The organism is Arthrobacter sp. SAFR-179, assembly GCF_059414945.1.
Genome location: NZ_JBPFDM010000008.1, coordinates 78635 through 104369, shown reverse-complemented (window position 1 = coordinate 104369; position 25735 = coordinate 78635). Strand labels below are relative to the sequence as shown.

Here is a 25735-nt window from a genome sequence, read left to right as displayed (position 1 = left end):
GGCTGGCTCCATGATGTGGACTGTGGGGCAGCAGCGGTGAATTACGCCGGAAGCCTTGGTCCCCGTCCCCGCACCCTCGAAGTCCAGGACCTGGCCAGCTTTGACCGCCTGGTGGCCGGCGGTGCGGTCAACCTCCATGGCTGGCATGCGCAGTCCCTGGACCTGCGCGGCCGGTCTGCAGCGCTGAAAAGCGTCAGCGTCGAAGGCGCCATGTTCCTGGGCTGCCTCTTTGACGACGGCATGGAAGCCAACCTGCGCAGCCGCGGTGCCCTGATCTTTCCACGGCTTGATGGCGTCCCCTTCGACCCTTACCGGGCCTCGCTGTATTCACCGGCCGAGCTGTATTCCGGACTTGCAAAGTCACCGTACGAGGAACTGCCGGATGCCCGCATCTACCACTGGAGCATCCAGCCGGGGCAGCGGCACCGCGTGGACGCCACCCTGGCCTCTGCCCTGCACGACCATGCGATCGGCGACGCGCTGGAGGAATTGACGCGGTCAGCGGCGTGGACCCGCCGGTCCATCGTCGGCGTGATGGGCGGCCATGCGGCGCCGCGGGGGAGCCGGGAGTTTGCGGACGCGGCGCGGCTCGGGAAGCTGCTGGCCCTTGAGGGCTACTCGGTGGCCACCGGCGGCGGACCCGGCGCCATGGAGGCGGCAAACCTGGGTGCCTACCTGTGCCAGGCGTCCGACGCCGACCTGCAGGCAGCGCTTGCCACCCTCGCCGCGGTCCCGGGGTTCCGGCCGTCCGTGTCGGCATGGGCACGCGCGGCGGCTGCCGTCGTCGAACGCCATCCGGAGGGGACTCCGTCGCTCGGAATCCCCACCTGGTTCTACGGGCACGAGCCGCCCAACTACTTCGCCACGCACATCGCCAAATACTTCGCCAACGCCATCCGCGAAGCCATCCTGCTGGAACTGTGCCACGGCGGAATCGTCTTCCTCCCGGGAGCCGCCGGCACCGTCCAGGAGATCTTCCAGGACGCCTGCGAGAACTACTACGGCGCCCGCGAAAAGGTGGCCCCCATGGTGTTGGTGGGTCGGCGCCACTGGGAGCAGGAGTACCCGGCGTGGCCCATGCTGCGCAGCCTTGCCGCGGGCCGGCCCATGGCGGACTACATCTTCCTGGTGGACACGGTGGACCAGGCCGTGGAAGTCCTCCGGGGTTGAGCGTTATCCGACTGCAGTGCCGAAGAGCAGGCCCAGCAGGTACGTGATGGCGGCGGCGCCCAGGCCGATGGCGAGCTGCCGCAGGCCGCGGGTCAGCGGGGAGGTGCCGGAGAGCAGGCCGACTGCGGCGCCGGTGGCCAGGAGGGCAACACCGACCAGGACCCCTGCCACCACCAGCGCGGCGACCCCGGTCAGGCCGAACAGGAACGGAAGGATGGGCACGATGGCGCCGGAGGCGAAGAAGCAGAAGCTGGACAGCGCCGCACCCCAGGCCGTGCCCACGGCCTCGTGCTGGTCCTCTTCCTCCGGCAGGTCCGGCTGCAGGGACAGGCTGGGGTCGCAGTCGCAGGACAGCAGCCCCATGCGCTCGGCCACGCGGTGCTCCGCCGCTTCACGGGACATGCCGCGGGCCAGGTACACCAGGAGGAGTTCGTTGTGTTCGAGGTCCAGCTTGGGTGCCGCCGCCAGGGTGATCTGCGTGGGACGGGTGGCGGCCAGCAGTTCGCGCTGGGAACGGACGGAGATGAATTCCCCGGCGCCCATGGACATGGCACCGGCCAGGAGCCCCGCGATGCCGCTCAGCAGCACCACGGTACTGGCCACGCCGGACGCCGCCATGCCCATCACCAGGGAGAGGTTGCTGACCAGGCCGTCGTTCGCGCCGAAGACCGCTGCGCGGAACGTGCCGGCCAAACGGTTGCGGCCGCGGGTGGCCAGGCCGCGCACCACCTCTTCATGGATCTGCTCATCGGCGGCCATGGCCGGAGTGGCGTTGGGGTCCTTGGCGTACGGAGAGCGGCCCTCGGCACGCTGGGCGAGGGCCAGTACAAACACGGAGCCGAAGTGCCGCGCCAGGAACCCCAGGAAACGGCTTCGAGCGGAGGCCCTCTTTGGTTTGCCCGCGTAATCGCCCAGCAGGGCCAGCCAGTGGGCCTCGTGCCGGCCTTCAGCCTCCGCCAGGGCCAGGAGGATGGCCCGCTCTTCACCCTCGCGGTTCTGGGCGAGGTCCCGGTAGACCGCGGCTTCCGCGCGCTCATCGGCCAGGTACTGGCGCCACCTCTTGATGTTCGACGGCGAGGGCTGGCTTTGCGGGGTGTGCGCGGCCTCCGGCGGCGTGGCATGGGAATTGGAACGGGCGTGCTGCGACACTGGTAACTCCTGAGCTGGAAAGGGCATGTTTTTCGCGCCTTTGCCCTGCCAGCGTACTGCGAAATTCCGCGGTTTTTTGGCTGGCAAACCTCGCTGGGAAGTTTCGGTTCGCCGTAAAAGTTCGGGTTTTTCCGCCGCCGTTCACTGCCCTACCAGACGCGGCCGCGTCTATTGACCCGTCCGCCCGGCGGGTGCTGTGATGAAGGTGTGGCGCAGCCTGCGCCCTACCTGAAAGAGCACGTCAGGCGAACAACGGAGGTTGAATCATGAGCACCACCGGACAGCACCCGGACATGCCGCACCTTGACGCCGTGGAAGCGGACCCCGCCTACGATTACGCCGAGGATGCACCGGTAGACGATGCCGACTGGGACGCGGAGGACGAGTTCCTTGACGAGGAGGAGCCGGTGGTCCAGCCGCCGCCGGTGATCATCGACGCCGAGGACCGCGAGGTCCCGCTGGACGACGACGAGCCCCGCGACAGTGAAGGCTAGAAACACAGGGGAGTAGGACTTACGACGGCGGCGCCTCCTTTCGCTTCACGGTGAAAGGAGGCGCCGCCGTCGTACTTAATGCTTGTGCAGCCTTAGTGCTTGTGCAGGGTCAGCGGCCGGCGAGGACGTCCTCGGGCGCTTCCTCCGCCTCCTGCCCGGCAACGCGGAGCTGCCAGGCGCGCATGACCGCGGGGTCGGTGGGGCGGGTGAGCAGCGAGGCTGCGATGTAGACGACCGCGGAGGCGATGAGGCCGTAGTAGATGGGCTCGTTGGCGTAGATGCCGTCCAGCGGGGCCTTGGCGTTCACTTCCAGGATGATCATGGTTCCCAGGGTCACCACGGAGCCGACGGCCATGGAGGCCGCGGCCGCCACGCCGGTGCCGCGCTTCCACACCAGGCCGCCGAGGATGGCCACCAGGAGGCCGCCCACCAGGATGTCGTAGGCGATGGTCAGGGCCGCCACCACGTCCTTGGTGATGATGGCAATGACGATGGCCACGATGCCCAGAGCCAGGACCCAGATGCGGTTGGCCTTGACGTCATGCTCCGGGTTCTCCGTGTCACCGGTGTTGATGTCCTTGCCGAACCAGCCGGCCACGAACGGCAGCACGTCGGCGCGGGCAACGGTGGCGGCGGCGATGAGGGCACCGGATGCGGTGGACATCATGGCGGCCACCGCGGCGGCCAGGACCAGTCCGCCGATGCCGACGGGGAGCAGGTTCTGGGCCACTTCGGCGTAGACGTCGTCCTTGGCGGCAATCTTGACGTTGGACAGGGCCACGTTGGCGGCCATGCCGATCAGTGCTCCGGCCACGCCGTAGAGGATGCAGTAGATGCCGGCCGTCGCGCCGCCCCAGCGGGCCACCTTGGGAGTCTTGGCGGTGAAGACGCGCTGCCAGATGTCCTGGCCGATCAGCAGGCCCAAGGTATACACAACGAAGTACGTGATGATGGTTTGGACGCCGATGCCGTCCATCTGGAAGAAGCTGGCATCCACGCGGCTGCGGATGCCGTCCAGACCGCCGGCGGCGTTCAGGGTGAACGGGAGCATGAGGAAGAAGATGCCCACTGTCTTGATGACGAACTGGACCTGGTCCGCAAGGGTGATGGACTACATGCCGCCAATGGTCGAGTACACCAGGACGATGGCGCCGCCGATGGCGATGGCCAATGCCCGGTCCAGGCCGAACAGCACGACGAAGATGGTGGCGTAGGCACCCGTTGAGGTGGCACACAGCATCAGCGTGTAGGCGAGCATGACGATGCCGGAAGCTTCGGTTGCCTTGCTCCCGTAGCGGAGGGTGAGCATCTGGGACACCGTGTAGATCTTCAGCTTCTGGATGGTCCCGGCAAAGAGCAGGCTGAGCAGCAGTACGCCGGAGCCAATTGCCACCACCAGCCACATGCCGGAGATGCCGAACTTATAGCCAAGCCCTACGCCGCCCACTGTGGATGCCCCGCCCAGGACGACGGCGGCCATGGTTCCCGTGTAAAGGAACGGTCCCAGCCGGCGGCCGGCAACGAGGAAGTCGCTGTTGTTCCTGGTGCGGGACTTGCCCCACCAGCCGAAGGCCAGCATTGCGAGCAGATACACCACCACGATGGCGATGTTGATGGAACTTGCATCCACAGTTGGCTCCTTGGAGCTGTTTCGGGTGTGATGCCGTGGCAAAGGGTGCCCGGCAACGCGGCGGACGAACGAAGAGGGGATCCTGCTTTTGACCTATAGGCAACAGGAGTTTCACAGGTTAGAGTGTGACGGCGGCAACAGTCAAGGACGCGGACGCGGGTTGCCGCTCCCGTGTGGCAAGCGCGTGTCACAAAAGCGCTGCCGATTAGTATGGCTCGAGAGTGGAGCCGGACTGCCGGCCGTGAAAGGTTCGTACATGAAGGCACTGCCAGTTGAGCCCAGCAATGTCCCTGTTGCCATCGGCTCCAGGATCCGGGCCGCCCGGCAGTCCCAGCGGCTCACCATCGAGCAGGTTGCCGATGCCACGGGCCTGACCAAAGGCTTCCTCAGCCGGGTGGAGCGGGACCTGACGTCGCCGTCGGTCGCCTCCCTGGTGACGCTCTGCCAGGTGCTGTCGATTTCCATTGGCGATCTTTTCGCGGCGCCGGAAACCCACCTGACCAAGCGGAACGATGGCCCGCGGATTTCGCTCGGCGGCCAAGGCATCGTTGAGCGGCTCCTGACGGCACGCTCGGAACGCCGGGTCCAGATCATCCAGGCCGTGATCGAGCCGCATGGCCGCGGAGAGTCCGAACTCTATGCGGTGGACTGCGACGTGGATGTGCTGCACGTGATCAAGGGGTCCATCAAGCTGATCCTCACCAACGAGGAATACGACCTCAATACCGGCGACACCGTGACCTTCCCCGGCCGCGAACCGCATACCTGGATCAACCCCACGGACAAGCCGGTCGAGGTGCTCTGGGTCCTGGTCCCTGCCGCCAGCCGGTAGTCCGGCCGCCAGCGGCAACCCTCTTAGCCCGGCTCTCGCGTCACGCCGAGCAGCTTTTGGATGGCTGCCAGCCGGCGCACCCTTGAAAACACGCGGTTCCTGTCGCTTCCCGCTGCCCAAAGCGTGCTGTGCGTGACGCGTTGCTGCCAAAGCGGAGAACCGCTGGTAAACAACTGATGCCCTTGAGAAAACAGGGGTGTATGATTGCAGTCACACCAGTCCCCTCAACTCCTCGAAGGAGAGGCCTCCATTGGAAGAGCTGCGCATTGAAGCCAACGGCAACCTTGGCCCCATCGATTCATCCCGGATTCCCCGCTATGCCGGAGCTGCCACCTATGCCCGCCTGCCCCGCCTGGACCAGGTGGAAAAAGCCGATGTGACCGTGGTGGGCGTGCCCTTCGATTCAGGTGTTTCCTACCGCCCGGGGGCCCGCTTCGGCGCCAACCACGTCCGCGAGGCCAGCCGGCTCCTGCGCCCCTACAACCCCGCTTGGGACGTCAGCCCGTTCGAGAACATCCAGGTGGCCGACGCCGGGGACATGGCCGTCAACCCCTTCCATATCAATGAAGCCATCGAAACCATCCAGCAGAACGCGCTGGACCTCACCGCCGCCGGGAGCAAGCTGCTGACCCTGGGCGGGGACCACACCATCGCGCTGCCGCTGCTCCGGGCCGCCGCAGAGCGCGCCGGCGGACCCATCGCAATGCTCCACTTTGATGCCCACCTGGACACCTGGGACACCTACTTCGGCGCCGAATACACCCACGGCACGCCCTTCCGCCGCGCGGTGGAGGAAGGCATCCTGGACACCGAGGCCATCAGCCACATCGGCACCCGCGGCCCGCTCTATGGGAAGAAGGACCTCGACGACGACCACCGTTTTGGGTTCGGCATCGTCACCTCCGCGGACGTGTACTACCAGGGCGTGCTGGAAACCGTGGCCAAGGTCCGCGACCGGATCGGCAACCGCCCGCTGTACATCTCCGTGGACATCGACGTCCTGGACCCGGCCCATGCGCCCGGCACCGGCACCCCCGAAGCCGGCGGCATCACCAGCCGCGAACTTCTCGAGATCATCCGGGGCTTCCGCGGCATGAACCTGGTCGGCGCCGACGTCGTTGAGGTGGCTCCCGCCTACGACCATGCCGAAATCACCGGCGTTGCCGCCAGCCATGTCGCCTACGAACTGGTGACCCTCATGGCGGACAATGCCGTGCCGGGAAGCCGCTTCGGAGCCGAGACCGGCTACCAGGCGCAGGCCCTGGGCCAGGAAGCACGCCGCCCCGCAGGTTTTGCCGCCGCCGGCAAGGAGTAGGGGTCGTGACCGAGATGGGCGCACCTGTCCCGGGACAGGGGAGCGGTGCCCGCAACGGCGGGGACCTCGTCGTCGAGACCCTTGAGGCACTGGGCGCGAAGACCGTGTTCGGCATCCCGGGCCAGCATGCCCTGGGACTGTTCGACGCGATGGGACGCGGCAACCTCCACTTCGTCTCCTCCAGGATCGAGAACAACAGTGCCTTTGCCGCTGACGGTTACTCCCGCGCCACCGGGGAAGTGGGCGTGCTGTTCCTGTCCACCGGCCCGGGCGCGCTGACGTCTCTTGCAGGCTTGCAGGAGGCCTACGCCACGGGTGTGCCCATGGTGGTGGTGGCAAGCCAGATTCCATTGGAGGGGCTGGGTGCCCGGCGCAAGGGCATGCTGCACCAGCTTGATGACCAGAAGGCGTCCGCGGCCAACGTGACCAAGAGCCAGCGCTTGATCCAGCATGCCTCGGGCATCCCGTCCGCCATCCAGGATGCCTGGACCGAGGCCATCTCCTCGCCCCAGGGCCCGGTCTGGCTGGAAATCCCGCAAAACGTGCTGCTGGACCCCATCATGGTGCCTCCGGTGGAGGATGCCCTGGCGGAGGCGGCGGACAACCCGCCGCGCATCGAACTGGTGCGGGAGGCCGTGAAGTGGCTGGAAGCCGCCAAGCGCCCAGCCATCATCGCCGGCGGCGGAACCCGCCGCGGCAAGGCCGAGAAGTCCCTGCTGTCGATCGCGGAGAAGCTGCGCGCCCCGGTGATCTGCACTCCGGGCGGCAATGGTGCATTCCCCTGGAACCACGAGCTGTCGCTGCAGGCCTGGATCGAGGACCGCTACATGACCGACGTCCTGGAGGACGCCGATGTCCTGGTGGTGATCGGTTCCTCGCTGGGCGAGGTGACCTCTAACTACTTCACCTTCGAACCGCGAGGGCGGATCATCCAGATCGACGCCGAGCCACGGGTCCTTGAGTCCAACCGGCCCGGCCTGGGCATCCGCGCCGACGCCGGCCAGGCGCTCGCCGCCCTGGATGAGGCACTGAAGTCCGAAAGGACCACCACTGCCGATTGGCACGGTGCCGCTCCCGAGGCGCTGGTGAAGGAGTCGCTCGCCAAAGTCCGTGCCCGGCTGGAGTCCCAAGACTTGGCCAAGGAGCTGAAGTTCATGGCCGATATCCGCGAGGCTGTGCCGGCGGACATGCAGACCTTCTGGGACATGACCATTGCCGCCTACTGGGGCTGGTCCTGCTGGGACGCGCGGCAGGGGCAGTTCCACTCCGCCCAGGGGGCCGGCGGCCTGGGCTTCGCGTTTCCCGGTGCCATCGGTGCGGCCGTGGGGCTGGAGACTACAGGCAGGCCCGGACGCGTCCTGGCCGTCTCCGGCGACGGCTCCTCGATGTATTCCATCGCCGAACTTGCCACCGCGAAACAGCACAACGTGCCGGTCACCTGGCTGATTGTGGACGACGGCGGCTACGGCATCCTGCGCGAATACATGGTGGGTGCATTCGGCAAGGCCACCGCCACCGAACTCGCGCGCCCGGACTTCGTCAGGCTTGCCGAGTCCTTCGGCGTCCCCGCCACCAGGGTTGCACCGGAGGATGTGGGGGACGCGCTCAAGGCGGGATTCGCTGCGGACGGGCCCAACGTCGTCGTGGTTGAAACCCTCCTGAAGATGTTCGGCCCCACCCATTTGGACCACTGAGCGGCTCCTGCTGCCGCTGGCGCTCCCTCACTTCCCGGCCCGCCCGGAGGAAGTGGGGGAGCGCATGCGTTTAAGGCCCCGGACAAGCAATTCGTTTCCCTAAGCAACCTTTTTCTGATACAGTTGCTTGCAGCAACTAATTCTTTAGGGAGCATCATGTCTGTCGCACCGGCCACTGCAGCCGACCTCGTCAGCACCATCTATGACCTCCAGCGCGCACTGCGCTGCGTCACCATGATCAACGTCAAGGGCCAGGACACCGGCATCGCCCTCCAGGGCGTGCTCCGGTTCATTGGTGAAGGGGAGACCCGCGCCGCGCACCTGGCCGAGCGCCTGGGGGTCAGTCCTCCAGTGCTCAGCCGGCATGTGGCCGAGCTGGCGGACGCGGGCCTGGTGGTCCGCACTCCGGATCCGCATGACGGCAGGGCGCAGCTGCTGGCACTGTCACCGCGCGGGGAGGAAAAGCTCGCAGAGGTGGTGCGGCACCGGACGGAGACGCTCCAGGCGTACCTCGCCGACTGGAACGAGGACGACGCCGCAGCAACGGCCGCGATGCTGAGCAAGCTCACCTCATCCCTGAAGAATTCCATCCGGGCAAGGGCGGCCGGAACCACCACCGAACACGAAACGCAGGAGTCCATCAATGGCTAACGTCACCGCCGCCGCGGACCAGGACCAGGAGCGCCAGCGCCAACGCAGCGCCAAACAGGAGTCGCGGCAATCCAAGCGCCACGAACCCGGCGCTGTCATGAACCACCGGCAGATCATGGAGGCCCTGACAGGTCTCCTCGCCGCCTTCTTCACCGCAATCCTCAGCAGTACCATTGTGGCCAACGCGCTGCCCACCATCATGTCCGAGCTCAAGGGCACCCAGACGGACTTCGCGTGGGTCATCACCGCCGCGCTGCTGGCCAACGCCGCCACCACCCCCATCTGGGGCAAACTCGCCGACCTCTTCGACAAGAAGGTCCTGGTCCAGCTCAGCATCGTGATCTTCGTGGCCGGCTCGGTCATGGCCGGTTTCTCGGAAAACATCCCGTTCCTGCTCACCGCCCGCGTCATCCAGGGCATCGCCATGGGCGGGCTCACCGCGCTGGCGCAGGCGATCATCGGCTCCATCATCCCGCCGCGCGAACGCGGCAAGTACTCCGGCTACATGGGTGCCGTCATGGCTGTGGGCACTGCCGGCGGTCCGCTGCTCGGCGGCTTCATCGTGGACAGCTCGCTGGGCTGGCGCTGGACGTTCTTCGTCTGCGTGCCGCTCGCCGTCGTCGCCCTCATCCTGCTCCAGGTCACGCTCAAGGTTCCGCACGTCAAGCGCCCGGCCAGGATCGACTGGCTCGGTGCCATCCTGCTCACCTCCGGCGTCAGCCTGCTCCTGGTCTGGGTCTCCTTCGCCGGCAAGGCCGACTACTACGACTGGTGGTCCTGGCAGTCCGCGCTGATGGTGGGCGGCGGCGTCCTGCTGCTGGCGCTGCTGGTGCTGGTTGAATCCAAGGTGTCGCAGCCGATCATCCCCCTGAAGATCATCTCCGAGCGCACCACCGCCCTGGCCATCGTGGCTTCCGTGGCCGTCGGCGTGGCCATGTTCGGCTCCTCCACCTTCCTGGGCCAGTACTACCAGGTGGCCCGCGGCGCCACGCCCACCGAGGCCGGCCTGCTGACCCTGCCCATGATCGCCGGAAACCTCGTTGGCTCGGTAGTGTCCGGCCAGCTGATCAGCCGCTACGGAAAGTGGAAGCGCTTCCTGATCGGCGGCACCATCCTGCTGATCGGCGGCCTGGCGCTCGCAGGGACCATGGACCACACCACCGAACTCTGGCTGACCGGCCTCTACACCGGCATCTTCGGCATCGGCCTGGGCATGCTGATGCAGAACCTGGTCCTGGCCGTCCAGAATACGGTCCGCGCCCAGGATATTGGCTCCGCGAGTGCCTCCGTTGCCTTCTTCCGCTCGGTGGGCGGCGCCATCGGCGTGTCCGTCCTGGGCGCCGTCATGGCCAACCATGTCAAGGACCTGGCCACCGACGGGCTGGCGAAGCTGGGCATCCAGGCCTCCGGGAACAGCGGTGCCACGCTGGACCTCAAGGACCTGCCCGCGCCTGTGGCGGACGTCATGCGCGCCGCCTATGGTGACGCCACCGCAGGGATCTTCATGATCTCCGCCATCGTGAGCGCCGTTGCCCTTCTCGCCGTGATCTTCATCAAGGAAGTGCCGCTGCGCAAGACCGTGGACATCACCCCCGAGGCTACGCTGCAGGCCAACGCCGCCGGTGAAGCGGGAATGACGGCCATGACCGGCCAGCTGCCCATGGTCTCTCCCGCCGCGAACGGGGATGCCCCCGCCGGGACCGGGATGCCTGCCAGGAGTGCCGCACGTGCAGGCACGGCCGGGGCACCGGCAAAGATGTACGACGGCGGTGCTGCCGCTGCCGCTGCGGCGTCCGGCCGGGTGGCCACGGACGACTTCGAGGAGGCCTTTGCCCGGAGCTTCCGCTCCGAAGGGCTGGACCTGGGCTCCGTTGACGCGGCCTCCGTTGACACCGTCTCTGTTGACGCCCTCTCAGCCGGGACCGTGGGCAAGGCTGCCGACGCAATAGCCAGCGCCGCCGCCACCCTGCAGAAACTGCAGGACACCCAGCACCTGCTGGCCCGCCAGCAGGCGGAACTGGGCGGCCTGGTGCTGGACATCCAGGAGCAGCTGCGCTCCCAGCAGGAGGTGGCGGCCCAACAGGCAGCCACGGCCGCGGAGCTAGGCAGGCTACAGCGCAAGCTGCTGAAGGAGCGCAAGGTCCAGGCGGCTGCCGCGCTGTACCTTGCAGGGCGCGGCAAGCACAGTGCTGCAGCACCGTCCGCTGCCGCTCCGTCGGCCAATGCCCCGTCTGCCAATGCACCGTCCGCAGGCGCCGGTTCGGAGCAGGGCGCCGCGCAGTAGCCCCACATAGTAGGGCCTCGTGCAGTAGGGCTCCGCGCAGTAGCCTGTCGCTGCCGGAGCCGCCAGGCCCCAGCGAAGGCATTACAAAAGCCGCAGCCCGCACCGGAAAACACTTCTCGGTGCGGGCTGCGGCTTTTACTGTCCGTTGCCGGTTTGCGGGCCCGCAACGGCCGGGCCCGCAACGGCGGGGCCCCTTCCGCGGGGCCTTTCCGACCGGAAAAGAGGCATCCAAAGGGGCCCAATGTCGGTGGGCGTCACTAGAGTTGAGTCCATGCTCCTCACTCTGATACGGCGCTACTCCAAACCGTATTTTCCCTACATCCTTGCTGTGGTCGTTTTCCAGCTCGCATCCACCATCGCCGCCCTCTACCTGCCCAGCCTGAACGCGCAGATCATCGATGAAGGGGTGGCCCGTGGGGACACCGATTTCATCTGGCGCACCGGCGCTGTGATGCTCCTGGTGGCGTTCGCCCAGGTGGCGGCGGCCATCGCCGGCGTCTACTTCGGCTCCAGGACGGCAATGGCGGTGGGCCGCGACCTGCGCCGCGCAGTATTCCGGAAAGTCACCAGCTTCTCGGCCAAGGACGTCAACGCCTTCGGAGCCCCCACGCTGATAACCCGTGGGACCAATGATGTCCAGCAGGTGCAGATGCTCCTGCTGATGGGGCTGAACTTCATGGTTGCCACCCCCATCATGTGCATCGGCGGCATCATTATGGCGCTCCGCGAGGACATCAACCTGTCGTGGCTGGTGTGGGTGTCCGTCCCGCTGCTGGCCGTGGTGGTGGGATACCTGGTGGTTAGGCTCATGCCGCTTTTCCGCTCCATGCAGCGGAAGATCGACCGGATCAACGCCGTCCTGCGTGAGCAGATCATCGGTATCCGGGTGGTCCGGGCTTTCGTCCGCGAACCCTATGAGACGGACCGGTTCGGCGGCGCCAACAAGGAACTCACGGACGTCTCGCTGCGCATCGGGGCCCTGTTCGTCCTGATGTTCCCGGCCATCAGCATGATCCTGCACCTGTCCACTGCCGCGGTGCTCTGGTTTGGCGGGCAGCGGGTGGACGCCGGTGCCATGCAGGTAGGGTCGCTGACGGCGTTCCTGCAGTACCTGCTGCAGATCCTGATGGCCGTCATGATGGGCACGTTCATGGCCATGATGATCCCGCGCGCGTCAGTCTGCGCGGACCGCATCGGCGAGGTGCTCGGCGTCGAACCTTCCATCCACGACCCCCTGCACCCGGTGGCGCCGGCCGCCCTGGAAGGCGTGGTCGAATACCGCAACGTCACCTTTGCCTACCCGGGCGCCGAATCACCGGTGCTCAGCAACATCAGCTTTACTGCACGTCCGGGGCAAACCATCGCGATCATCGGGTCAACGGGCGCCGGCAAGACGTCCCTGCTGTCCCTCCTGCCACGGCTGTACGACCCCGCGGAAGGCCAGGTGCTGCTGGACGGTGTCCCGGTGGACAGGCTGGACCGGGCGGAGATCACCAAACGCGTCGCCCTGGTGCCGCAGCGTCCCTACCTGTTCTCCGGCACCATCGAGCACAACCTCCGGTTCGGCAAGACCGAGGCAACAGACCAGGAACTGTGGGATGCCCTCCGGGTAGCCCAAGGTGAATCATTTGTCAGGGAAAAGAAGAACGGACTCGATTCCCGGATCTCCCAGGGCGGCACCAACGTTTCCGGCGGCCAGCGCCAGCGTCTGTGCATCGCCCGCGCGCTGGTGACCAAACCGCGCGTCTACCTGTTCGATGACTCCTTCTCCGCACTGGATGTTGCCACTGACGCCCGGCTGCGTGCCGCCCTGAAGCGCACCACCTCGGACGCCACCGTGATCATCGTGGCCCAGCGGATCTCCACCATTACCGAGGCCGACCAGATCCTGGTCCTGGACAACGGACGGATCGTGGACCGCGGCACGCACGGGGAACTCCTGGAAACCTCGCCCACCTACCAGGAAATCGTCGAGTCCCAGCTGAGTGTGGAGGAAGTGGCATGAGCCCCCGGAAGAAAGGCTCCACCCCCGAGGAAGAAATGCCACTGTCAGCCCAGGCACCGGCAGGGGAGGCGCAGCCGGGCGCAGGGGCAGCGGAGGATGACGACTTCTTCGAGGAGGAGTTCACGCCCTCTGAAGCGGACGGGGATATGTTCGGCGGCATGCCTGCCAAGAAAGCCGAGCATTTCTGGCCTTCTGCAAAACGGCTCATGGGTCTGCTCAAGCCGGAAGCGTTGGGCATATACGCCGTAGTGGGCCTGGTGGTCATATCCGTGGTGCTTAACGTAATCGCCCCCAAGATCCTGGGCCAGGCCATGGACGTCATCTTCGCAGGAGTAGTGGGCCGGCAGCTGCCCGCGGGAGCAAGCAAGGAACAGTTCGTATCCGGCCTGCGCCAGCAGGGGCAGGACAATTTCGCGGACATGGTGTCCCGCATGGAACTGGTGCCAGGTACCGGCATCAACTTCGACAAGCTCAGCATGCTCATCGCCATCGTCCTGCTCATGTACTTCGTGTCGAACATCTTCATGTGGCTGCAGGGGTACGTGCTGAACCGGATCGTCATGAAGGTCATCCGGCGGCTGCGTGACGATACCGAGAGCAAGCTGAACCGGCTGCCGCTGAACTACTTCGACACGCGGCAGCGCGGCGACGTGCTGTCCCGGGTGACCAACGACGTCGACAACATCCAGCAGGCGCTCCAACAGGCCTTTGCCCAGCTGGTCAACTCTGTGCTGACCGTAGTGGGCATTGTGATCATGATGTTCATCGTGTCCTGGCAGCTGGCGCTGATTGCGCTGGTCGCCCTTCCGCTGTCCGGCGTGGCCGCGGGCATGATCGGGGTCCGGAGCCAGAAGCTCTTCGCAGCCCAGTGGAAGAACACCGGCTCACTGAACGGCCAAATCGAAGAGTCCTTCTCCGGGCACGATCTTGTCCGCGTCTTTGGCCGTGATGCGGACATGCTGGCCCGGTTCGAGGAACGCAACGAGGCCCTGTACAAAGCAAGCTTTGGAGCACAGTTCGTGTCCGGGATCATCTTCCCGGTCATGCAGTTCGTGTCCTACCTCAGCTACGTGGGCATCGCCGTGGTGGGTGGCCTGCGCGTGGCATCCGGTGCCATGTCCCTGGGCGATGCCACCGCTTTCATCCAGTACTCGCGGGAGTTCACCCAGCCGCTGGGCCAGATGGCGGGCATGGCCAACATGCTCCAGTCCGGCGTTGCGTCCTCCGAGCGCGTGTTCGAGTTCCTGGACGCCGACGAACAGGATGCCGAAACAGCCACCGAACACTTGCCGGCAAAGACCGACGGGCACGTGGACTTCAAGAACGTCACGTTCAGCTACACGGAGGACAGGAAGCTCATCGAGAACCTGTCCTTCACGGCCGAACCGGGAAACACCGTGGCGATCGTGGGCCCCACCGGCGCCGGCAAGACCACGCTGGTGAACCTCGTCATGCGGTTCTACGAGCTCAACTCCGGCTCCATCATGCTCGATGGGGTGGACATCACCCACCTCAGCCGCTCCGAGCTGCGTTCCAAGGTGGGTATGGTCCTGCAGGACGCGTGGCTGTTTGGCGGCTCCATCTACGACAACATCCGCTACGGCAACCTCGACGCCACCCACGAACAGGTGATGGCCGCCGCGAAGGCCACCTTCGTGGACCGCTTCGTCCGGGCACTGCCCGAGGGCTACAACACCGTGATCGATGAAGAAGGCAACAACGTCAGCGCCGGCGAGAAGCAGCTGATCACCATTGCCCGCGCGTTCGTGGCAAATCCCTCGCTGCTGATCCTGGACGAGGCCACCAGCTCCGTGGATACCCGCACCGAACTCCTGGTGCAGAAGGCCATGGCGGCGCTCCGCTCGGACCGGACAAGCTTTGTGATCGCGCACCGGCTGTCAACCATCCGTGATGCCGATACCATCCTGGTCATGGAGAACGGACAAATCGTGGAACAGGGCAACCACCAGGTGCTGCTTGAAGCCGGAGGCGCTTACCACCGCCTCTACATGTCGCAGTTCGCGGGGGCGGACGCCGGGGAAGTACCGGTGGATGATTCGACGGCGGTGCACAGCTGAGCGCGCAGCAGGCCCAGGCAGCCCAGCGGCTGCAGCGGCAGGACCAAGGACAGGAAGCCCCGGACGGCTCCGGGGAGCATGGCGGCGGCCGGATCGAGGTCCTGGTGCCCATGCGCTGGGGCGACATGGACGCCTACGGCCATATCAACAATGTCCAGATCGTGAGGATGCTGGAGGAGGCGCGAATCGCCGCCTTCGGGCCGCCCCGCGGCGCGGGTCTTCCGGGAATTGAGCCTCCCGTATCACTGTTCAACGACGTCCCGGACGGAACCCTGGCGCTGGTGGTTGACCATAAGATCCGCTACGTCAGGACGCTGGAGTACCGCAACATTCCGGCCGTGGTGCAGGTCTGGATTGGCGCAGTTAAGGGAGCCAGCTTCGACATCCACTACCTGCTCCAGGACCCGGTCACCCGTGAGGACTGTGTGAAGGCCAGCAGCCACCTGGCGTTCGTGGACGAAGCCACCGGCCGGGTGCAACGGCTCACCCAGGAACAGAAAGACCGGATGGCCCCCTATAGGCAGTAAGCCTCTGGACAGGGCTGCACTGGACGCACTGGACTGGAACAACCACGAACTGGAACAACCACCCACTCGAAAGGAAGCCCCGATGGCCAGGAACAAGATCAGTGCCGGCAGGAAGAAGAAGACCTGGAAGGAAATGTCCCCATCCGGTAAGGCGGGAATCATCATCACGGCGGTCGTTCAGATGTCCCTGTTGGTTGCTGCCCAGCGGGACATCTCGCGCAGGCCCGCTGAGCTGATCAATGGGCCCAAGGCTGCGTGGCGGGCGGCGTCCTTCATCAATTTCATCGGCCCCATGGGGTACTTCGTCTTCGGGAGGAAGCGGCCTGGCACAGGCATGTAGCCCCTGCCTGGCAGAAGGGCGGCCGCGCCCTTTGGAGCGGCCGCCCAGCTGAACCCTGTAAATTTGAGGGCATGACCCCCACTGCCACTGTTGCCATGACCCGCGCCCTCGGCATCTCCAAGGAGATAGAGGATGCGGCGTGGTTCGTGCTGGGGCCGGGTCTGCAGGGGAAGGCGTCACCCCTGGACGGCCGCACCAGGACGTGGTCGGTTCCGGCGGCCGCGGAGTTGCTCGACCGGCTGGACCGGGGCATCGCCGACTCCAAGGCCCCGATGATGACAAACCTCCGCGAAAACCTGGAGGGCGCCACCCGCGGGGCCAAGCAGCTGGCCGTGGAACTGCTGTTCCTGCAGTCACTGCCGCTGGCCCACGAGGTGAAGTCCCTGAAGGTCAAGCGTGCCCGCGTGGCCGAGGCCGCCGGGTGGCTGGAGCCGCCGCTGGAACTTCCGGATGAGCTGTATGCGGGCATGACGGACCACGGCGTGATCCGTGACCGGACCGCTGAATTCAACTGGACCATCTGGGACCACCTCAAGTGGCTGTGCCGGTTTGTGCAGAACGTGGCGCAGCGGCCTGCAAACGTGGTGCAGGCAGCCATCAAGGACCCGCTCCAGTTCCACCTGCTCGCCGCCTCAACTCCGGACGATCAGCCGGCCATCCGCCGCAGCATCGAGTTCCTCGCCTGGCCCAGCTACTTCGAGCCGGTGGTGGCGGACGTGGAGCGGCAGGAAATCCGGGACGCGTTCGCCTCGCTGGTGGGCGGGGCCAAGGGCGACAGCGAAGAAGACATCACTGCGGACATCCACCGCATCCGGCTGCACCTGGACGAGCAGGCCGGCCAGCGCATCGACTGGTACTCCCGCCAGTTGGTCAGCCAGTGGCGCAAAGTGGGTGACCCCGGCCGGCGGGCCTGGCTGCTCCGTACGCACAGCGACCACGCCGAGCTCCTCACAGCCTGGCACGGAGAGGAGAAGGTGACCCTCGACGTCGAACATCTCCGCCACCTGGACCCCGGCGTCACCGCCGGCCTGGTCCAGCACGCCGTGGACGAGGACTACAAGCACCTTGGCTATGTGGAGCGCGAGGACACCAAGACCGCGGTGTTTGCCTTCCTGACTGTCATGAAGCCCGGCGACCTGGTGCTCTACCAGCACGCCGGGAGCGTCCGGCTGGGCGGCGTGCTGGGGGAGCCCGAGTACAACGATGACAACCGCCGGCTGCGGCGCAAGGTGCGCTGGTTCGACGACGGGCACACCACCGCCAGCCTTCCCCGGCACGTCCAGCGCCAACTCGCCACCCCCGGCATCGTCGTGGACGTGACCCGGGTGGTCCAGGCGCTGCAGGCGCTGCTGCCTGCCGAGGCCGAAACCGAGCCCGACGGCGACACTGACGGTGCCGCCGTCGTCATTCCTGTCCAGGAGGGCTTCCGCCCGCTGACGCCGGAATTCGCCGCGTCGCTCCATATGGAGCTGGAACCGCTCCAGGAGATCGCGGACCTGCTGGAGGAGAACCGCCAGTTGGTCCTGTACGGGCCTCCGGGCACCGGCAAGACCTACCTGGCCAAGCACCTGGCAGCGGAACTGGCGGACGACAGCACCGACGAGCGCGTCAAGCTGGTGCAGTTCCATCCGTCCTATGCCTATGAGGACTTTTTCGAGGGCTACCGGCCGGACAAGACGGACGAGGGCCAGGTGTCCTTCAAACTGGTGGCCGGCCCGCTGCGCCGGCTGGCCGAGGAGGCCGGCAAGCCGGGCAACGAGAAGAAGCCGTACTTCCTGATCATCGACGAGATGAACCGCGCCAACCTGGCCAAGGTGTTCGGCGAGCTGTACTTCCTGCTGGAGTACCGGGATGACCGGATCTATCTGCAGTACAGCCCCAACGAACCGTTCACGCTGCCGGACAACCTCTACATCATCGGCACCATGAACACCGCGGACCGCTCCATCGCCATGATGGATGCCGCCATCCGCCGGCGTTTCTCCTTCATCGAGCTGCACCCGCAGACGGAGCCGGTCAAGGGTTCCCTGCTCCGGTTCCTGCAGGCCAGGCAGCTGGACACCACCCCGGCGCTGCTGCTGGATGCGCTGAACGAGGCAATTGACGAGTGGGACCGCGACCTGATGATCGGGCCGTCCTACTTCATGAAGCCTGCGGCCCAGACCCCGGCCGGGCTGCGCCGGATCTGGAAGTACGAGCTGATGCCGCTGCTGGAGGAGCACTACCACGGCCAACTGACCCGGGCGCAGCTGGAGGAGCGCTTCGGGCTGGACCAGCTGCTGGGACGCGTTGCAGCGCGCTGACCCCCGGGCGTCCGTACGGCACCTGGTCCTGGATGAGCTCTCCGGCGGCCTGGTGGAACGGCTGGACGCGCCCAGCGCTTCCTTCCTGAACTCCAGCGGCCTCGCCAAGGCGTCCCCCATGGGCTTGGGGCTCTACCGGATTGAGCCGGTGGGCAAGGTGGGCTCCGTGCGGACATCCACAATCCAGCTGGACGTCCGGCCCAAGGACCGGTTGGGGCTCAGCCGGCTCCTGTTCCTGCTCAGCTATGCGGGGGAGCAGGGCTTCCGGCCGGACCTGGTGGCCGCCCACGAGGACCGGGACCTGTGGAGCGCCCTGGCCGAATCCCTGGCGCAGCTGGCCGAGCGCGCGCTGGACCGCGGCGTCCTGCAGGGCTACCTCACCGTGGACGAGTCGCTGCGGACGGTCAAGGGCAGGATCCGGATTTCGGACCAGATCTCCCGCCGTCCCGGGATGCTTGTTCCCCTGGAGGTCTCCTACGACGAGTTCACCGAGGACATTGCGGAGAACAGGATCCTGCGCGCCGCGCTGGAGCGCATGGGGCAGGTGCCGGGGGTCAGGCCCCAGGTGCTGGGCCGGCTGCGGCAATTGAAGGGAAAGCTCGACGCCGTCACGCGCCTTCCGTCCGGCGCCCCGGTGCCGCCGTGGAAGCCCACCAGGATGAACCTGCGGTACCACGCCGTGCTGCGCCTGGCAGAGCTGATCCTGCGCAATGCATCGGCCGAAGCGGGGGAGGGCAAGCATCAGACGGCCTCGTTCGTGGTGGACATGGCCCGGGTGTTCGAGGACTTCGTGGGGATGGCCCTGCGCGCGGCGATGGCAGCCTATCCGGGAGAACTGCGTCTGCGGTACAACGCCCTCCTCAGTGAGGCGGTGCGTGATTCGGACCGCCTGTCAGTGCGGCCGGATGCGGTCCACATGCTCGGTGGCCGGCCGGTGGTGGCCTACAACGCCAAGTACCGTGCGGCCTCGGATGCCGGTGCTTCCCTCACCGCCGACCACTACCAAATGCTGGCCCACTGCACTGCGCTTGCGGTACCCACCGCCTGGCTCGTCTACGCAGGCAAGGGCGACATAAAACTCCGCCGCATCCTGAACACCGACATCGACATCGTGGAGTTCCCGCTGGATCTCAGCCAGCCGCCGTCGGCCATCCTGGCCTCCGTCGGTGACCTCGCCCGCCAATCCTGGGGCGAAGTGGTCCGTCAAGCCCGGAACGACTGACGCATCCGGCTGCCCGGTCGCCGTCGTCCTTTCACACCGGCACACGGAACGTAAACGTCGTTCCTTCGCCCAGGGTGCTGTCCACGCCGATGGTGCCGCCGTGCGCCTCGACGATGGCTTTGCTGATGGGCAGCCCTAGTCCCACCCCAGGGATGGCTGTGCGGCGAACGCTGCTGGTGCGGAAGAATTTGGCGAACACTTCGGAGGCGTCCTCCGGGCTCATGCCCATGCCGGTGTCGGTGACGCGGCAGGCCACGTGTCCGTCTTCCCGTGCCACCGACACCACCACTTCGCCGCCGTCCGGCGAGTACTTGATGGCGTTGGACACCAGGTTGTCCAGGACCTGGGAGATCCGTGCGCTGTCCACGTGGGCCTCCAGGCGGTTGGGCGTTTCGGCCCGCAGCTCAACCCCGGCGGCGGCTGCCCGGGGGATCGCCGAGGACACGCTGCTGCGTACCAGTTCGGCCACATCCACTGCGTGGGGCGTGACGATCAACTGGCCGTTCCGGCTGGACAGGAGGTCCGAGACCAGGGTCAGGAGCCGCTCGGAATTCCGGCGGATGATCTCCAGCATGTCCCTCTGGGGCCCTTCCGGGTCCTCGGCCAGCAGGATCTCCACGTACCCCAGGATGGAGGTCAACGGTGTGCGGAATTCGTGGGAGACGCTCGAGACGAAGTCGTCCTTGGCGGTGAGCGCATTCACCAGGTCCGTCACGTCGCTGAAGACGATTACGGAGCCGGCGAAGTTGCCGTCGGAATCCTTCATGGCGCGCGCCGTGGTCACCAGGGCCCGCTGGTCCTTTCCCTCACCCAGCCACACCAGGTAGTCAGTGAAGGTTTCGCCCAGGACGGCGCGGCGCACCGGCCGGTCCTCCACGGGAACCAGCGTCTTCCGGTCCGGGCCATAAACCAGCAGCTGTGACTCGTTGGGGTCGGCAATATCCTTTGGCCGCGCCAGTTCGTGGTTGGCGCGCTGCTTCCGGTTCATCAGGACGTCATGGCCGTCGGCGTCAACGGCCAGCACGCCCAGGTGCACGGTCTCCAGCACGGTATTCAGCAGTGACTCCTGGCGTTTGCTCACGCGCAGGTTGGCCCGCAGTTGCTCGTCCTTTTCCTCCAGCTGGCTCTGCTGGCGCATCATGCTCAGGGTCAGGACGCTCACGGAGACGCCGATGCCCAGCATCATGACCGGCAGCAGGAGCGAGCGGGCGAAGTCCTGCGGCGTGTAGTTCCCCTTCAGGAGCAACGGCACCCAGATGATGGCCAGCGGTCCCAGGAAGGAGAGCCACAACGCAGCCCGCGGGTAGTAACCGGACGCGCAGAGCCATATCACCGGGAACACGGCCAGCAGGCTGATGCCCGCGAGGCTTTCCTGGCCGCCTTCCCGGCCCGCCGCGATGGAGAAGAAATCCAGCAGCGGGATGGCCAGGAAGCTGGTGTAGGGCAGCCGCTCCCAGGGGATGAGGTAGCAAAGCGCCATGATGGCCAGCTGCGAGATGAGGAAGGTGACGAACAGCGGGTTGTCCATGGTGCCCGGGAAGAAACCCCACACCAGCAGGGCAGTCAGGATGGTGGTCACGAACAACGGCATTTGGCTTAAGGCCACCCGGTCCGTCAACCGGTATTCATGAAAGGGGCGCTTGAAAAACCGCAGACGTCCGGAGGACCAGGCCGTGGGGTTGCTCATGGCGTGGTAGACGCGGATGTCGGGGTGTGCAGGGCCATAGCAGCAGGATATCGGCAGCCAGCTATACTTCTGACGTTGGCACTGAGGGGGCTCTATGAGTGAGGCACGTGTGGGTCTGGTCATCGAGGATGACCACGACATTCGGGAACTGGTTCGCACTGTGCTGACCCAGGCTGGCTTTGACGTGAGTGTCGCCAGCGGCGGCGCCGAGGGCGTCCTGATGGCCAAGAGCCTGAATCCTGACGTCATCACCCTGGACCTGGGGCTCCCGGACATCGACGGGTTCGAGGTTTCGCGGCAGATCCGGGAGTTTTCCGATGCCTACATCGTGATGCTCACGGCGCGCGCGGAGGAACTGGACACCCTGATCGGGCTTGAATCGGGTGCGGATGACTACCTCACCAAGCCGTTCCGGCCGCGGGAACTGCGCGCCCGGGTAGCAGCGATGATGCGGCGGCCGCGCTCCGTTCCCGACCCCGCTGAGGTTGCGGTGGACGCTTCTTCCCCGGACGGCACTGCCCACCCCGAACGCGGAAACTTCAGCCACAACGGCCTTGAGCTCAGCTACGCTTCCCGCACGGTGGCCGTCGACGGCAAAGAAATGAACCTGACCCGCACGGAGTTCGAGCTCCTGTACGCGCTCCTGGAAGCCGGCCGGACGGTCCGGACCAAGTCGGACCTGGTGCGGCGCCTCCGCGACGAGGATTACGACGTCGGCAGTTACATCAGCGAGGCCGACGAACGTTCCGTGGAGGTCCACATGGGAAACCTGCGCAAGAAGCTGGGTGACTCGCCGCAGCATCCGCGGTGGCTGCAGACTGTCCGTGGGGTGGGCTACCGCTTGGCGCCGGGGCAGCACTGAGCCTGCAGCCGGTGCGTGGTTTGCCTGCTGCACTGGGTGATGGGCCGCAGGTAGGTGGCCGCCAGCCTGGGCAGTGCCACCGACATGTCAGCGTGGCGCGCCTGGGCCCGGATCTCGTTCTCCAACTCCAGGGCAAGTCCGGCCAGCCGCTCGGCTCCCACCATTTGGCTTGACGTTTTCAAGCTGAGCACGGCGTCCATGGAGCCGTCGAGGTCTCCGGTGGTCAGCGCCAGCCGCAACTTGCCCAGCCGTTGTGGCAGGAACTCAATGAAGTTCCCGACGAAGACCAGGGTGTACCCCTCTTCCTCCTCGAGTTCTTCCCGCAACCGGTCCAGGACGGACTGGTCAACCAGCGGTTTGGGCGCATCATCTGAAGTGCTCATGACACTCCTTTCTGCTGGAATTGCGGACCCGGGAAACACGGCGGCTATGCGGAGGTGCTTCGTCTTTTCAGGTTAGGACCGTTCCCCTGAGCCTGCAGAGGACCCGGCAAGAATTGCGGTTTTCTTGATGGGGCATCAGATTCCGCCCATGCAGCAGCAGTGGCTTCGCCAGGAAGCCTGCGTCATCCGCCGGTTTCGAGGAAGTCCACCAGCTGGGTTTCGAGGGCAGAGCGGTCCTTCAGTTCGCACTCCCAGACCGTCAGTACGTCCCAGCCGGCGTCTTCGAGCTGGCGGCGCTGGCCTTCGTCGCGCTCGCGGGTCCTGGTGCGCTTGGCGGCCCAGAAGTCGGCATTGGCTTTGGGCGCGTGTAGGCCCACCCTGCAGTCATGGAAATGCCAGAAGCAGCCGTTCACAAAGATCACCTTGTGCCGGCCTGCGAAAACGAGGTCTGGATTGCCTGGCAGTTTGGTGCTGCCGGATCTGCCGTGCAGGCGGTAGCGGTAGCCCTTGGCGTGCAGGAGGCGGCGGACCAGCAACTCAGGTTTGGTGTTCTTGCCGCGGATCCGGGACATGTTCCAGCTGCGCTGCTCGGGGGTGAGCTTGTCTGCAGTGGGCCGGTCCGCCATCCTTCCAGTCTAGGAGGGCCTAGATCTCCCGTTCGGGCTGTTCGCCGAACACGAAGTGCCGGCCGCTGACGGACTTCGGTTCTATCTCCACGTAGAAGTCCTTGAGTGTTGGAACCCAGGTCTTCAATCCGAGTTGCTCAATGGCTGCGAGCTCATCCGAATTGCTGAGGACCCGTGCTGTCCCCCTGAGGACAACGGACCAGGCCTCCTGGGACAGGATGCCGTCCGTTTCGAACAGCACCTGGGCGTTGATGGTGAGCTGCGCGAGCTTGTTTCCCGGAGCCGTCCGAAGATAAACCTTCCGGTTCGAGGTCACATAGTTCACCGGGAAAATGTCCGGTTCCCCTGCAACAGAAACCACCAGCCGCCCATGCTGCGTTGCGGCCAACAGACGCCACGACTGCTCATCATCGAGTTCCAGGACGGGATTGCCGTCCGCGTGTTCAAACATCATGCGGTCATTCTTCTACTAGGGGTAGAAATGCGCCAGAGGCTTTGTACCCCCACCTCCGACTCTTTGTGACAGGTCCGTCAAGGCTTAACACTCCGGAAACAGGCTTGTGACCGTGCTGTCTTTCCTGCTGGATAGCGTCGCTCGCAGGGCCGTGACGGCATCATGCAAACGAAAGCGAGGCACCCAATGGGCAGCGACTTGGATTCAACGCAACTACTGGAGCCGGGGGCACCTGCCGGTGCCGCCGTCGTCGGACCTTCTCCGGCAAGCACGACGGCGGGCAACACCGCCGCGCTCAACGCCACCAAGGAAAGCCTGGAGGACTACACGCTGCGGTTTGCACCGCGCTCCTACCGCAAGTGGAGCGCCGGGGTGGTGGCCACCAGTGCGCTGGGCGGCATCGCCTACCTGGCGGACTTCTCGATCGGGGCCAATATCGGCATCTCGTACGGTACGGTCAATGCGATCCTCGGCATCCTGGTGGCCGCCGTCGTCATCTTCGCCACCGGATTCCCCCTGGCCTATTACGCCGCCCGGTACAACATCGACCTGGACCTGATCACCCGCGGATCCGGCTTCGGCTACTACGGGTCGGTGGTCACGAATGTCATTTTCGCGACCTTCACCTTCATCTTCTTTGCGCTGGAGGGCTCCATCATGGCGCAGGGGCTGGAGCTGGGGCTCGGCATCCCGCAGTGGCTTGGGTACGCAGCCTCCACCGTCATCATCATTCCGCTGGTGATTTACGGGATGAACACCCTGGCCAAGCTGCAGGTGTGGACCACCCCGCTGTGGCTGCTGCTCATGGTGGTTCCCGTGGGATACCTGCTGGTCTCGCACCCGGAGAGCATTGACAGCTTCTTCGCATACACGGGTGCGTCCGGTGACGGTGGACCGAATTTGGCGTCCGTCATGCTGGCCGCCGGCGTGTGCCTGTCCCTCATGGCGCAGATCGCCGAGCAGATCGACTACCTCCGGTTCATGCCGCCCCGCACGGATGCCAATAAGGGTGCCTGGTGGCGTGCAGTGATCCTCGCAGGTCCCGGCTGGGTGATCTTTGGTGCGATCAAGCAGATTGTGGGCCTGTTTATCGCCATCTACCTGATCGCCACGCTGGATCCTGCCGCCTCAGCTACCGCCAACGAGCCGGTGCACCAGTTTTTGGGCGTCTATCAGGAGATGATGCCGGCCTGGCTGGCCATGACGCTGGCCGTGGTGCTGGTGGTCATCTCGCAGATCAAGATCAACGTCACCAACGCCTATTCGGGCTCCCTGGCGTGGACCAACTCGTTCACGCGCATCACCAAGACGTACCCGGGCCGGATGGTGTTCGTCGTGGTGAACCTGCTGATCGCGCTGGTCCTGATGGAAGCCAACATGTTCGACTTCCTCAATACCATCCTCGGGTTTTACGCCAACTGCGCCATGGCATGGGTGGTCACGGTGGCGTCCGATATCGCCATCAACAAGTACCTGCTCAAGATCTCTCCGAAGGTGCCGGAATTCCGCCGCGGCATGCTCTATGCAGTGAATCCGGTTGGATTCGTGTCCATGCTGGTGTCCGCCGGGGTTTCCATCGCAGTGTTCTTTGGGGCGTTCGGTGCCGCGATCCAGCCGTATTCGCCCATTTTCGCGGTGGGCCTGGCGTTGGTGCTGCCGCCGGTGCTTGCCGTTTTGACGGGCGGGCGGTTCTACCTGCGGCGTTTTGACGACGGGATCGACCTGCCCATGTTCGACGCCGACGGGAACCCGAGTGACGCCAAGCTCCTGTGCCATGTGACGGGGCTGGAATTTGATCGGCCGGACATGGTGCGTTCCGGACAGGACGGGCCCGACGGCGCCATCCAGTACGTTTCGTCGCTCGCCTTGTCCACTGACAAGACGGGGGAGTTGGTGCTGCCGGCCCAGCCTTAGCTTCCACAGTTTTTGTTGAGAAGGCCAGCGCATCTGATGCGCTGGCCTTCTCTTTTGAGTTTTATGTGGGTCCAGCCGGCTGCTAGAACCAAGGGTAAAAGCCTGTGGATAACTC

General features: G+C 65.6%; 20 protein-coding genes and 1 pseudogene. 15 read left to right on the top strand and 6 right to left on the bottom strand.

What is annotated here, in order from left to right:
- The first annotated feature begins 36 nt into the window (after window positions 1–36).
- Window positions 37–1170, top strand: a complete 1134-nt coding sequence (locus tag ACR65K_RS13785; RefSeq protein ID WP_440153422.1) for an LOG family protein — start codon at window positions 37–39, stop codon at window positions 1168–1170.
- A 3-nt stretch (window positions 1171–1173) separates the two neighbouring features.
- On the opposite strand, the gene ACR65K_RS13780 is transcribed toward ACR65K_RS13785, so the two are convergent.
- Entirely contained in the window at window positions 1174–2319 is a 1146-nt protein-coding gene (locus ACR65K_RS13780) for a VIT1/CCC1 transporter family protein (protein ID WP_440153420.1), read from the bottom strand.
- A 266-nt stretch (window positions 2320–2585) separates the two neighbouring features.
- On the opposite strand from ACR65K_RS13780, the gene ACR65K_RS13775 reads away from it, so the two are divergent.
- Window positions 2586–2813 (top strand): hypothetical protein, encoded by a 228-nt coding sequence (locus ACR65K_RS13775; protein ID WP_056331285.1) that lies wholly within the window; start codon window positions 2586–2588, stop codon window positions 2811–2813.
- Between the two features lie 109 nt (window positions 2814–2922).
- Here the strand turns inward: ACR65K_RS13775 and ACR65K_RS13770 are convergent.
- A pseudogene (locus ACR65K_RS13770) lies at window positions 2923–4443 on the bottom strand (sodium:solute symporter family protein).
- Window positions 4444–4699: 256 nt separating this feature from the next.
- On the opposite strand from ACR65K_RS13770, the gene ACR65K_RS13765 reads away from it, so the two are divergent.
- From ACR65K_RS13765 to ACR65K_RS13715, 11 genes are all read left to right on the top strand, one after another.
- Complete coding sequence (locus tag ACR65K_RS13765; protein ID WP_056331290.1) at window positions 4700–5275, top strand: helix-turn-helix domain-containing protein; 576 nt, start codon at window positions 4700–4702, stop codon at window positions 5273–5275.
- 250 nt (window positions 5276–5525) lie between these two features.
- Window positions 5526–6590 carry an agmatinase gene (gene speB, locus ACR65K_RS13760; protein ID WP_056331292.1) on the top strand — a complete coding sequence of 355 codons (1065 nt, stop codon included), beginning with the start codon at window positions 5526–5528 and terminating at the stop codon, window positions 6588–6590.
- Between the two features lie 14 nt (window positions 6591–6604).
- The gene (locus ACR65K_RS13755; protein WP_440153507.1) at window positions 6605–8284 is read left to right on the top strand and encodes a thiamine pyrophosphate-binding protein; all 1680 of its coding nucleotides are present in this window, start codon (window positions 6605–6607) and stop codon (window positions 8282–8284) included.
- A gap of 156 nt (window positions 8285–8440) precedes the next feature.
- Window positions 8441–8935, top strand: coding sequence for a MarR family winged helix-turn-helix transcriptional regulator (locus ACR65K_RS13750; protein WP_440153419.1), 495 nt, complete (start codon window positions 8441–8443; stop codon window positions 8933–8935).
- Window positions 8928–11219: an MDR family MFS transporter gene (locus tag ACR65K_RS13745; protein ID WP_440153418.1), complete on the top strand. Its 2292-nt coding sequence runs from the start codon at window positions 8928–8930 to the stop codon at window positions 11217–11219. Before ACR65K_RS13750 ends, ACR65K_RS13745 begins: the two co-directional genes overlap by 8 nt.
- A 271-nt stretch (window positions 11220–11490) precedes the next feature.
- Window positions 11491–13224 carry an ABC transporter ATP-binding protein gene (locus ACR65K_RS13740; protein WP_440153417.1) on the top strand — a complete coding sequence of 578 codons (1734 nt, stop codon included), beginning with the start codon at window positions 11491–11493 and terminating at the stop codon, window positions 13222–13224.
- Window positions 13221–15302: an ABC transporter ATP-binding protein gene (locus tag ACR65K_RS13735; RefSeq protein ID WP_440153416.1), complete on the top strand. Its 2082-nt coding sequence runs from the start codon at window positions 13221–13223 to the stop codon at window positions 15300–15302. Before ACR65K_RS13740 ends, ACR65K_RS13735 begins: the two co-directional genes overlap by 4 nt.
- A 110-nt stretch (window positions 15303–15412) precedes the next feature.
- A complete protein-coding gene (locus tag ACR65K_RS13730; RefSeq protein ID WP_307093349.1) occupies window positions 15413–15829 on the top strand; it encodes an acyl-CoA thioesterase in 417 nt (138 codons plus the stop codon).
- Window positions 15830–15911: 82 nt separating this feature from the next.
- Window positions 15912–16169 carry a PLDc N-terminal domain-containing protein gene (locus tag ACR65K_RS13725; protein ID WP_056331301.1) on the top strand — a complete coding sequence of 86 codons (258 nt, stop codon included), beginning with the start codon at window positions 15912–15914 and terminating at the stop codon, window positions 16167–16169.
- A 71-nt stretch (window positions 16170–16240) separates the two neighbouring features.
- On the top strand, window positions 16241–18472 hold the full coding sequence (locus tag ACR65K_RS13720) for an McrB family protein (protein ID WP_440153415.1): 2232 nt from the start codon (window positions 16241–16243) through the stop codon (window positions 18470–18472).
- A complete protein-coding gene (locus ACR65K_RS13715) occupies window positions 18459–19694 on the top strand; it encodes a 5-methylcytosine restriction system specificity protein McrC (RefSeq protein ID WP_440153413.1) in 1236 nt (411 codons plus the stop codon). Before ACR65K_RS13720 ends, ACR65K_RS13715 begins: the two co-directional genes overlap by 14 nt.
- Window positions 19695–19725: 31 nt before the next feature.
- Here the strand turns inward: ACR65K_RS13715 and ACR65K_RS13710 are convergent, their stop codons facing one another.
- Window positions 19726–21381 carry a sensor histidine kinase gene (locus tag ACR65K_RS13710; RefSeq protein WP_440153411.1) on the bottom strand — a complete coding sequence of 552 codons (1656 nt, stop codon included), beginning with the start codon at window positions 21379–21381 and terminating at the stop codon, window positions 19726–19728.
- Window positions 21382–21475: 94 nt separating this feature from the next.
- On the opposite strand from ACR65K_RS13710, the gene ACR65K_RS13705 reads away from it, so the two are divergent.
- Window positions 21476–22243: a response regulator transcription factor gene (locus ACR65K_RS13705; protein WP_200946159.1), complete on the top strand. Its 768-nt coding sequence runs from the start codon at window positions 21476–21478 to the stop codon at window positions 22241–22243.
- Here the strand turns inward: ACR65K_RS13705 and ACR65K_RS13700 are convergent.
- The 3 genes from ACR65K_RS13700 to ACR65K_RS13690 all read right to left on the bottom strand — a co-directional run bounded on the left by ACR65K_RS13700 (window position 22216) and on the right by ACR65K_RS13690 (window position 23706).
- Window positions 22216–22626: an Hpt domain-containing protein gene (locus ACR65K_RS13700; RefSeq protein WP_440153410.1), complete on the bottom strand. Its 411-nt coding sequence runs from the start codon at window positions 22624–22626 to the stop codon at window positions 22216–22218. The two genes, ACR65K_RS13705 and ACR65K_RS13700, sit on opposite strands and share 28 nt — an antisense overlap.
- Before the next feature lie 182 nt (window positions 22627–22808).
- The gene (locus ACR65K_RS13695; RefSeq protein ID WP_056331310.1) at window positions 22809–23252 is read right to left on the bottom strand and encodes a very short patch repair endonuclease; all 444 of its coding nucleotides are present in this window, start codon (window positions 23250–23252) and stop codon (window positions 22809–22811) included.
- Window positions 23253–23271: 19 nt separating this feature from the next.
- Window positions 23272–23706, bottom strand: coding sequence for a pyridoxamine 5'-phosphate oxidase family protein (locus ACR65K_RS13690; RefSeq protein ID WP_056331313.1), 435 nt, complete (start codon window positions 23704–23706; stop codon window positions 23272–23274).
- Between the two features lie 186 nt (window positions 23707–23892).
- On the opposite strand from ACR65K_RS13690, the gene ACR65K_RS13685 reads away from it, so the two are divergent.
- Entirely contained in the window at window positions 23893–25620 is a 1728-nt protein-coding gene (locus tag ACR65K_RS13685; protein WP_440153409.1) for a purine-cytosine permease family protein, read from the top strand.
- Window positions 25621–25735: the final 115 nt, after the last annotated feature.

What these genes read in the sequence shown, in the direction of transcription:
- ACR65K_RS13725 (WP_056331301.1), top strand. Translation starts at nt 15,912, where the DNA reads ATGGCCAGGAACAAGATCAGTGCCGGCAGGAAGAAGAAGACCTGGAAG.
- ACR65K_RS13750 (WP_440153419.1), top strand. Translation starts at nt 8,441, where the DNA reads ATGTCTGTCGCACCGGCCACTGCAGCCGACCTCGTCAGCACCATCTAT.
- ACR65K_RS13690 (WP_056331313.1), bottom strand. Translation starts at nt 23,706, where the DNA reads ATGATGTTTGAACACGCGGACGGCAATCCCGTCCTGGAACTCGATGAT.
- ACR65K_RS13740 (WP_440153417.1), top strand. Translation starts at nt 11,491, where the DNA reads ATGCTCCTCACTCTGATACGGCGCTACTCCAAACCGTATTTTCCCTAC.
- ACR65K_RS13720 (WP_440153415.1), top strand. Translation starts at nt 16,241, where the DNA reads ATGACCCCCACTGCCACTGTTGCCATGACCCGCGCCCTCGGCATCTCC.
- ACR65K_RS13730 (WP_307093349.1), top strand. Translation starts at nt 15,413, where the DNA reads ATGCGCTGGGGCGACATGGACGCCTACGGCCATATCAACAATGTCCAG.
- ACR65K_RS13695 (WP_056331310.1), bottom strand. Translation starts at nt 23,252, where the DNA reads ATGGCGGACCGGCCCACTGCAGACAAGCTCACCCCCGAGCAGCGCAGC.
- ACR65K_RS13765 (WP_056331290.1), top strand. Translation starts at nt 4,700, where the DNA reads ATGAAGGCACTGCCAGTTGAGCCCAGCAATGTCCCTGTTGCCATCGGC.
- ACR65K_RS13700 (WP_440153410.1), bottom strand. Translation starts at nt 22,626, where the DNA reads ATGAGCACTTCAGATGATGCGCCCAAACCGCTGGTTGACCAGTCCGTC.
- ACR65K_RS13755 (WP_440153507.1), top strand. Translation starts at nt 6,605, where the DNA reads ATGGGCGCACCTGTCCCGGGACAGGGGAGCGGTGCCCGCAACGGCGGG.
- ACR65K_RS13710 (WP_440153411.1), bottom strand. Translation starts at nt 21,381, where the DNA reads ATGAGCAACCCCACGGCCTGGTCCTCCGGACGTCTGCGGTTTTTCAAG.
- ACR65K_RS13745 (WP_440153418.1), top strand. Translation starts at nt 8,928, where the DNA reads ATGGCTAACGTCACCGCCGCCGCGGACCAGGACCAGGAGCGCCAGCGC.
- ACR65K_RS13685 (WP_440153409.1), top strand. Translation starts at nt 23,893, where the DNA reads ATGGGCAGCGACTTGGATTCAACGCAACTACTGGAGCCGGGGGCACCT.
- ACR65K_RS13735 (WP_440153416.1), top strand. Translation starts at nt 13,221, where the DNA reads ATGAGCCCCCGGAAGAAAGGCTCCACCCCCGAGGAAGAAATGCCACTG.
- ACR65K_RS13775 (WP_056331285.1), top strand. Translation starts at nt 2,586, where the DNA reads ATGAGCACCACCGGACAGCACCCGGACATGCCGCACCTTGACGCCGTG.
- ACR65K_RS13705 (WP_200946159.1), top strand. Translation starts at nt 21,476, where the DNA reads ATGAGTGAGGCACGTGTGGGTCTGGTCATCGAGGATGACCACGACATT.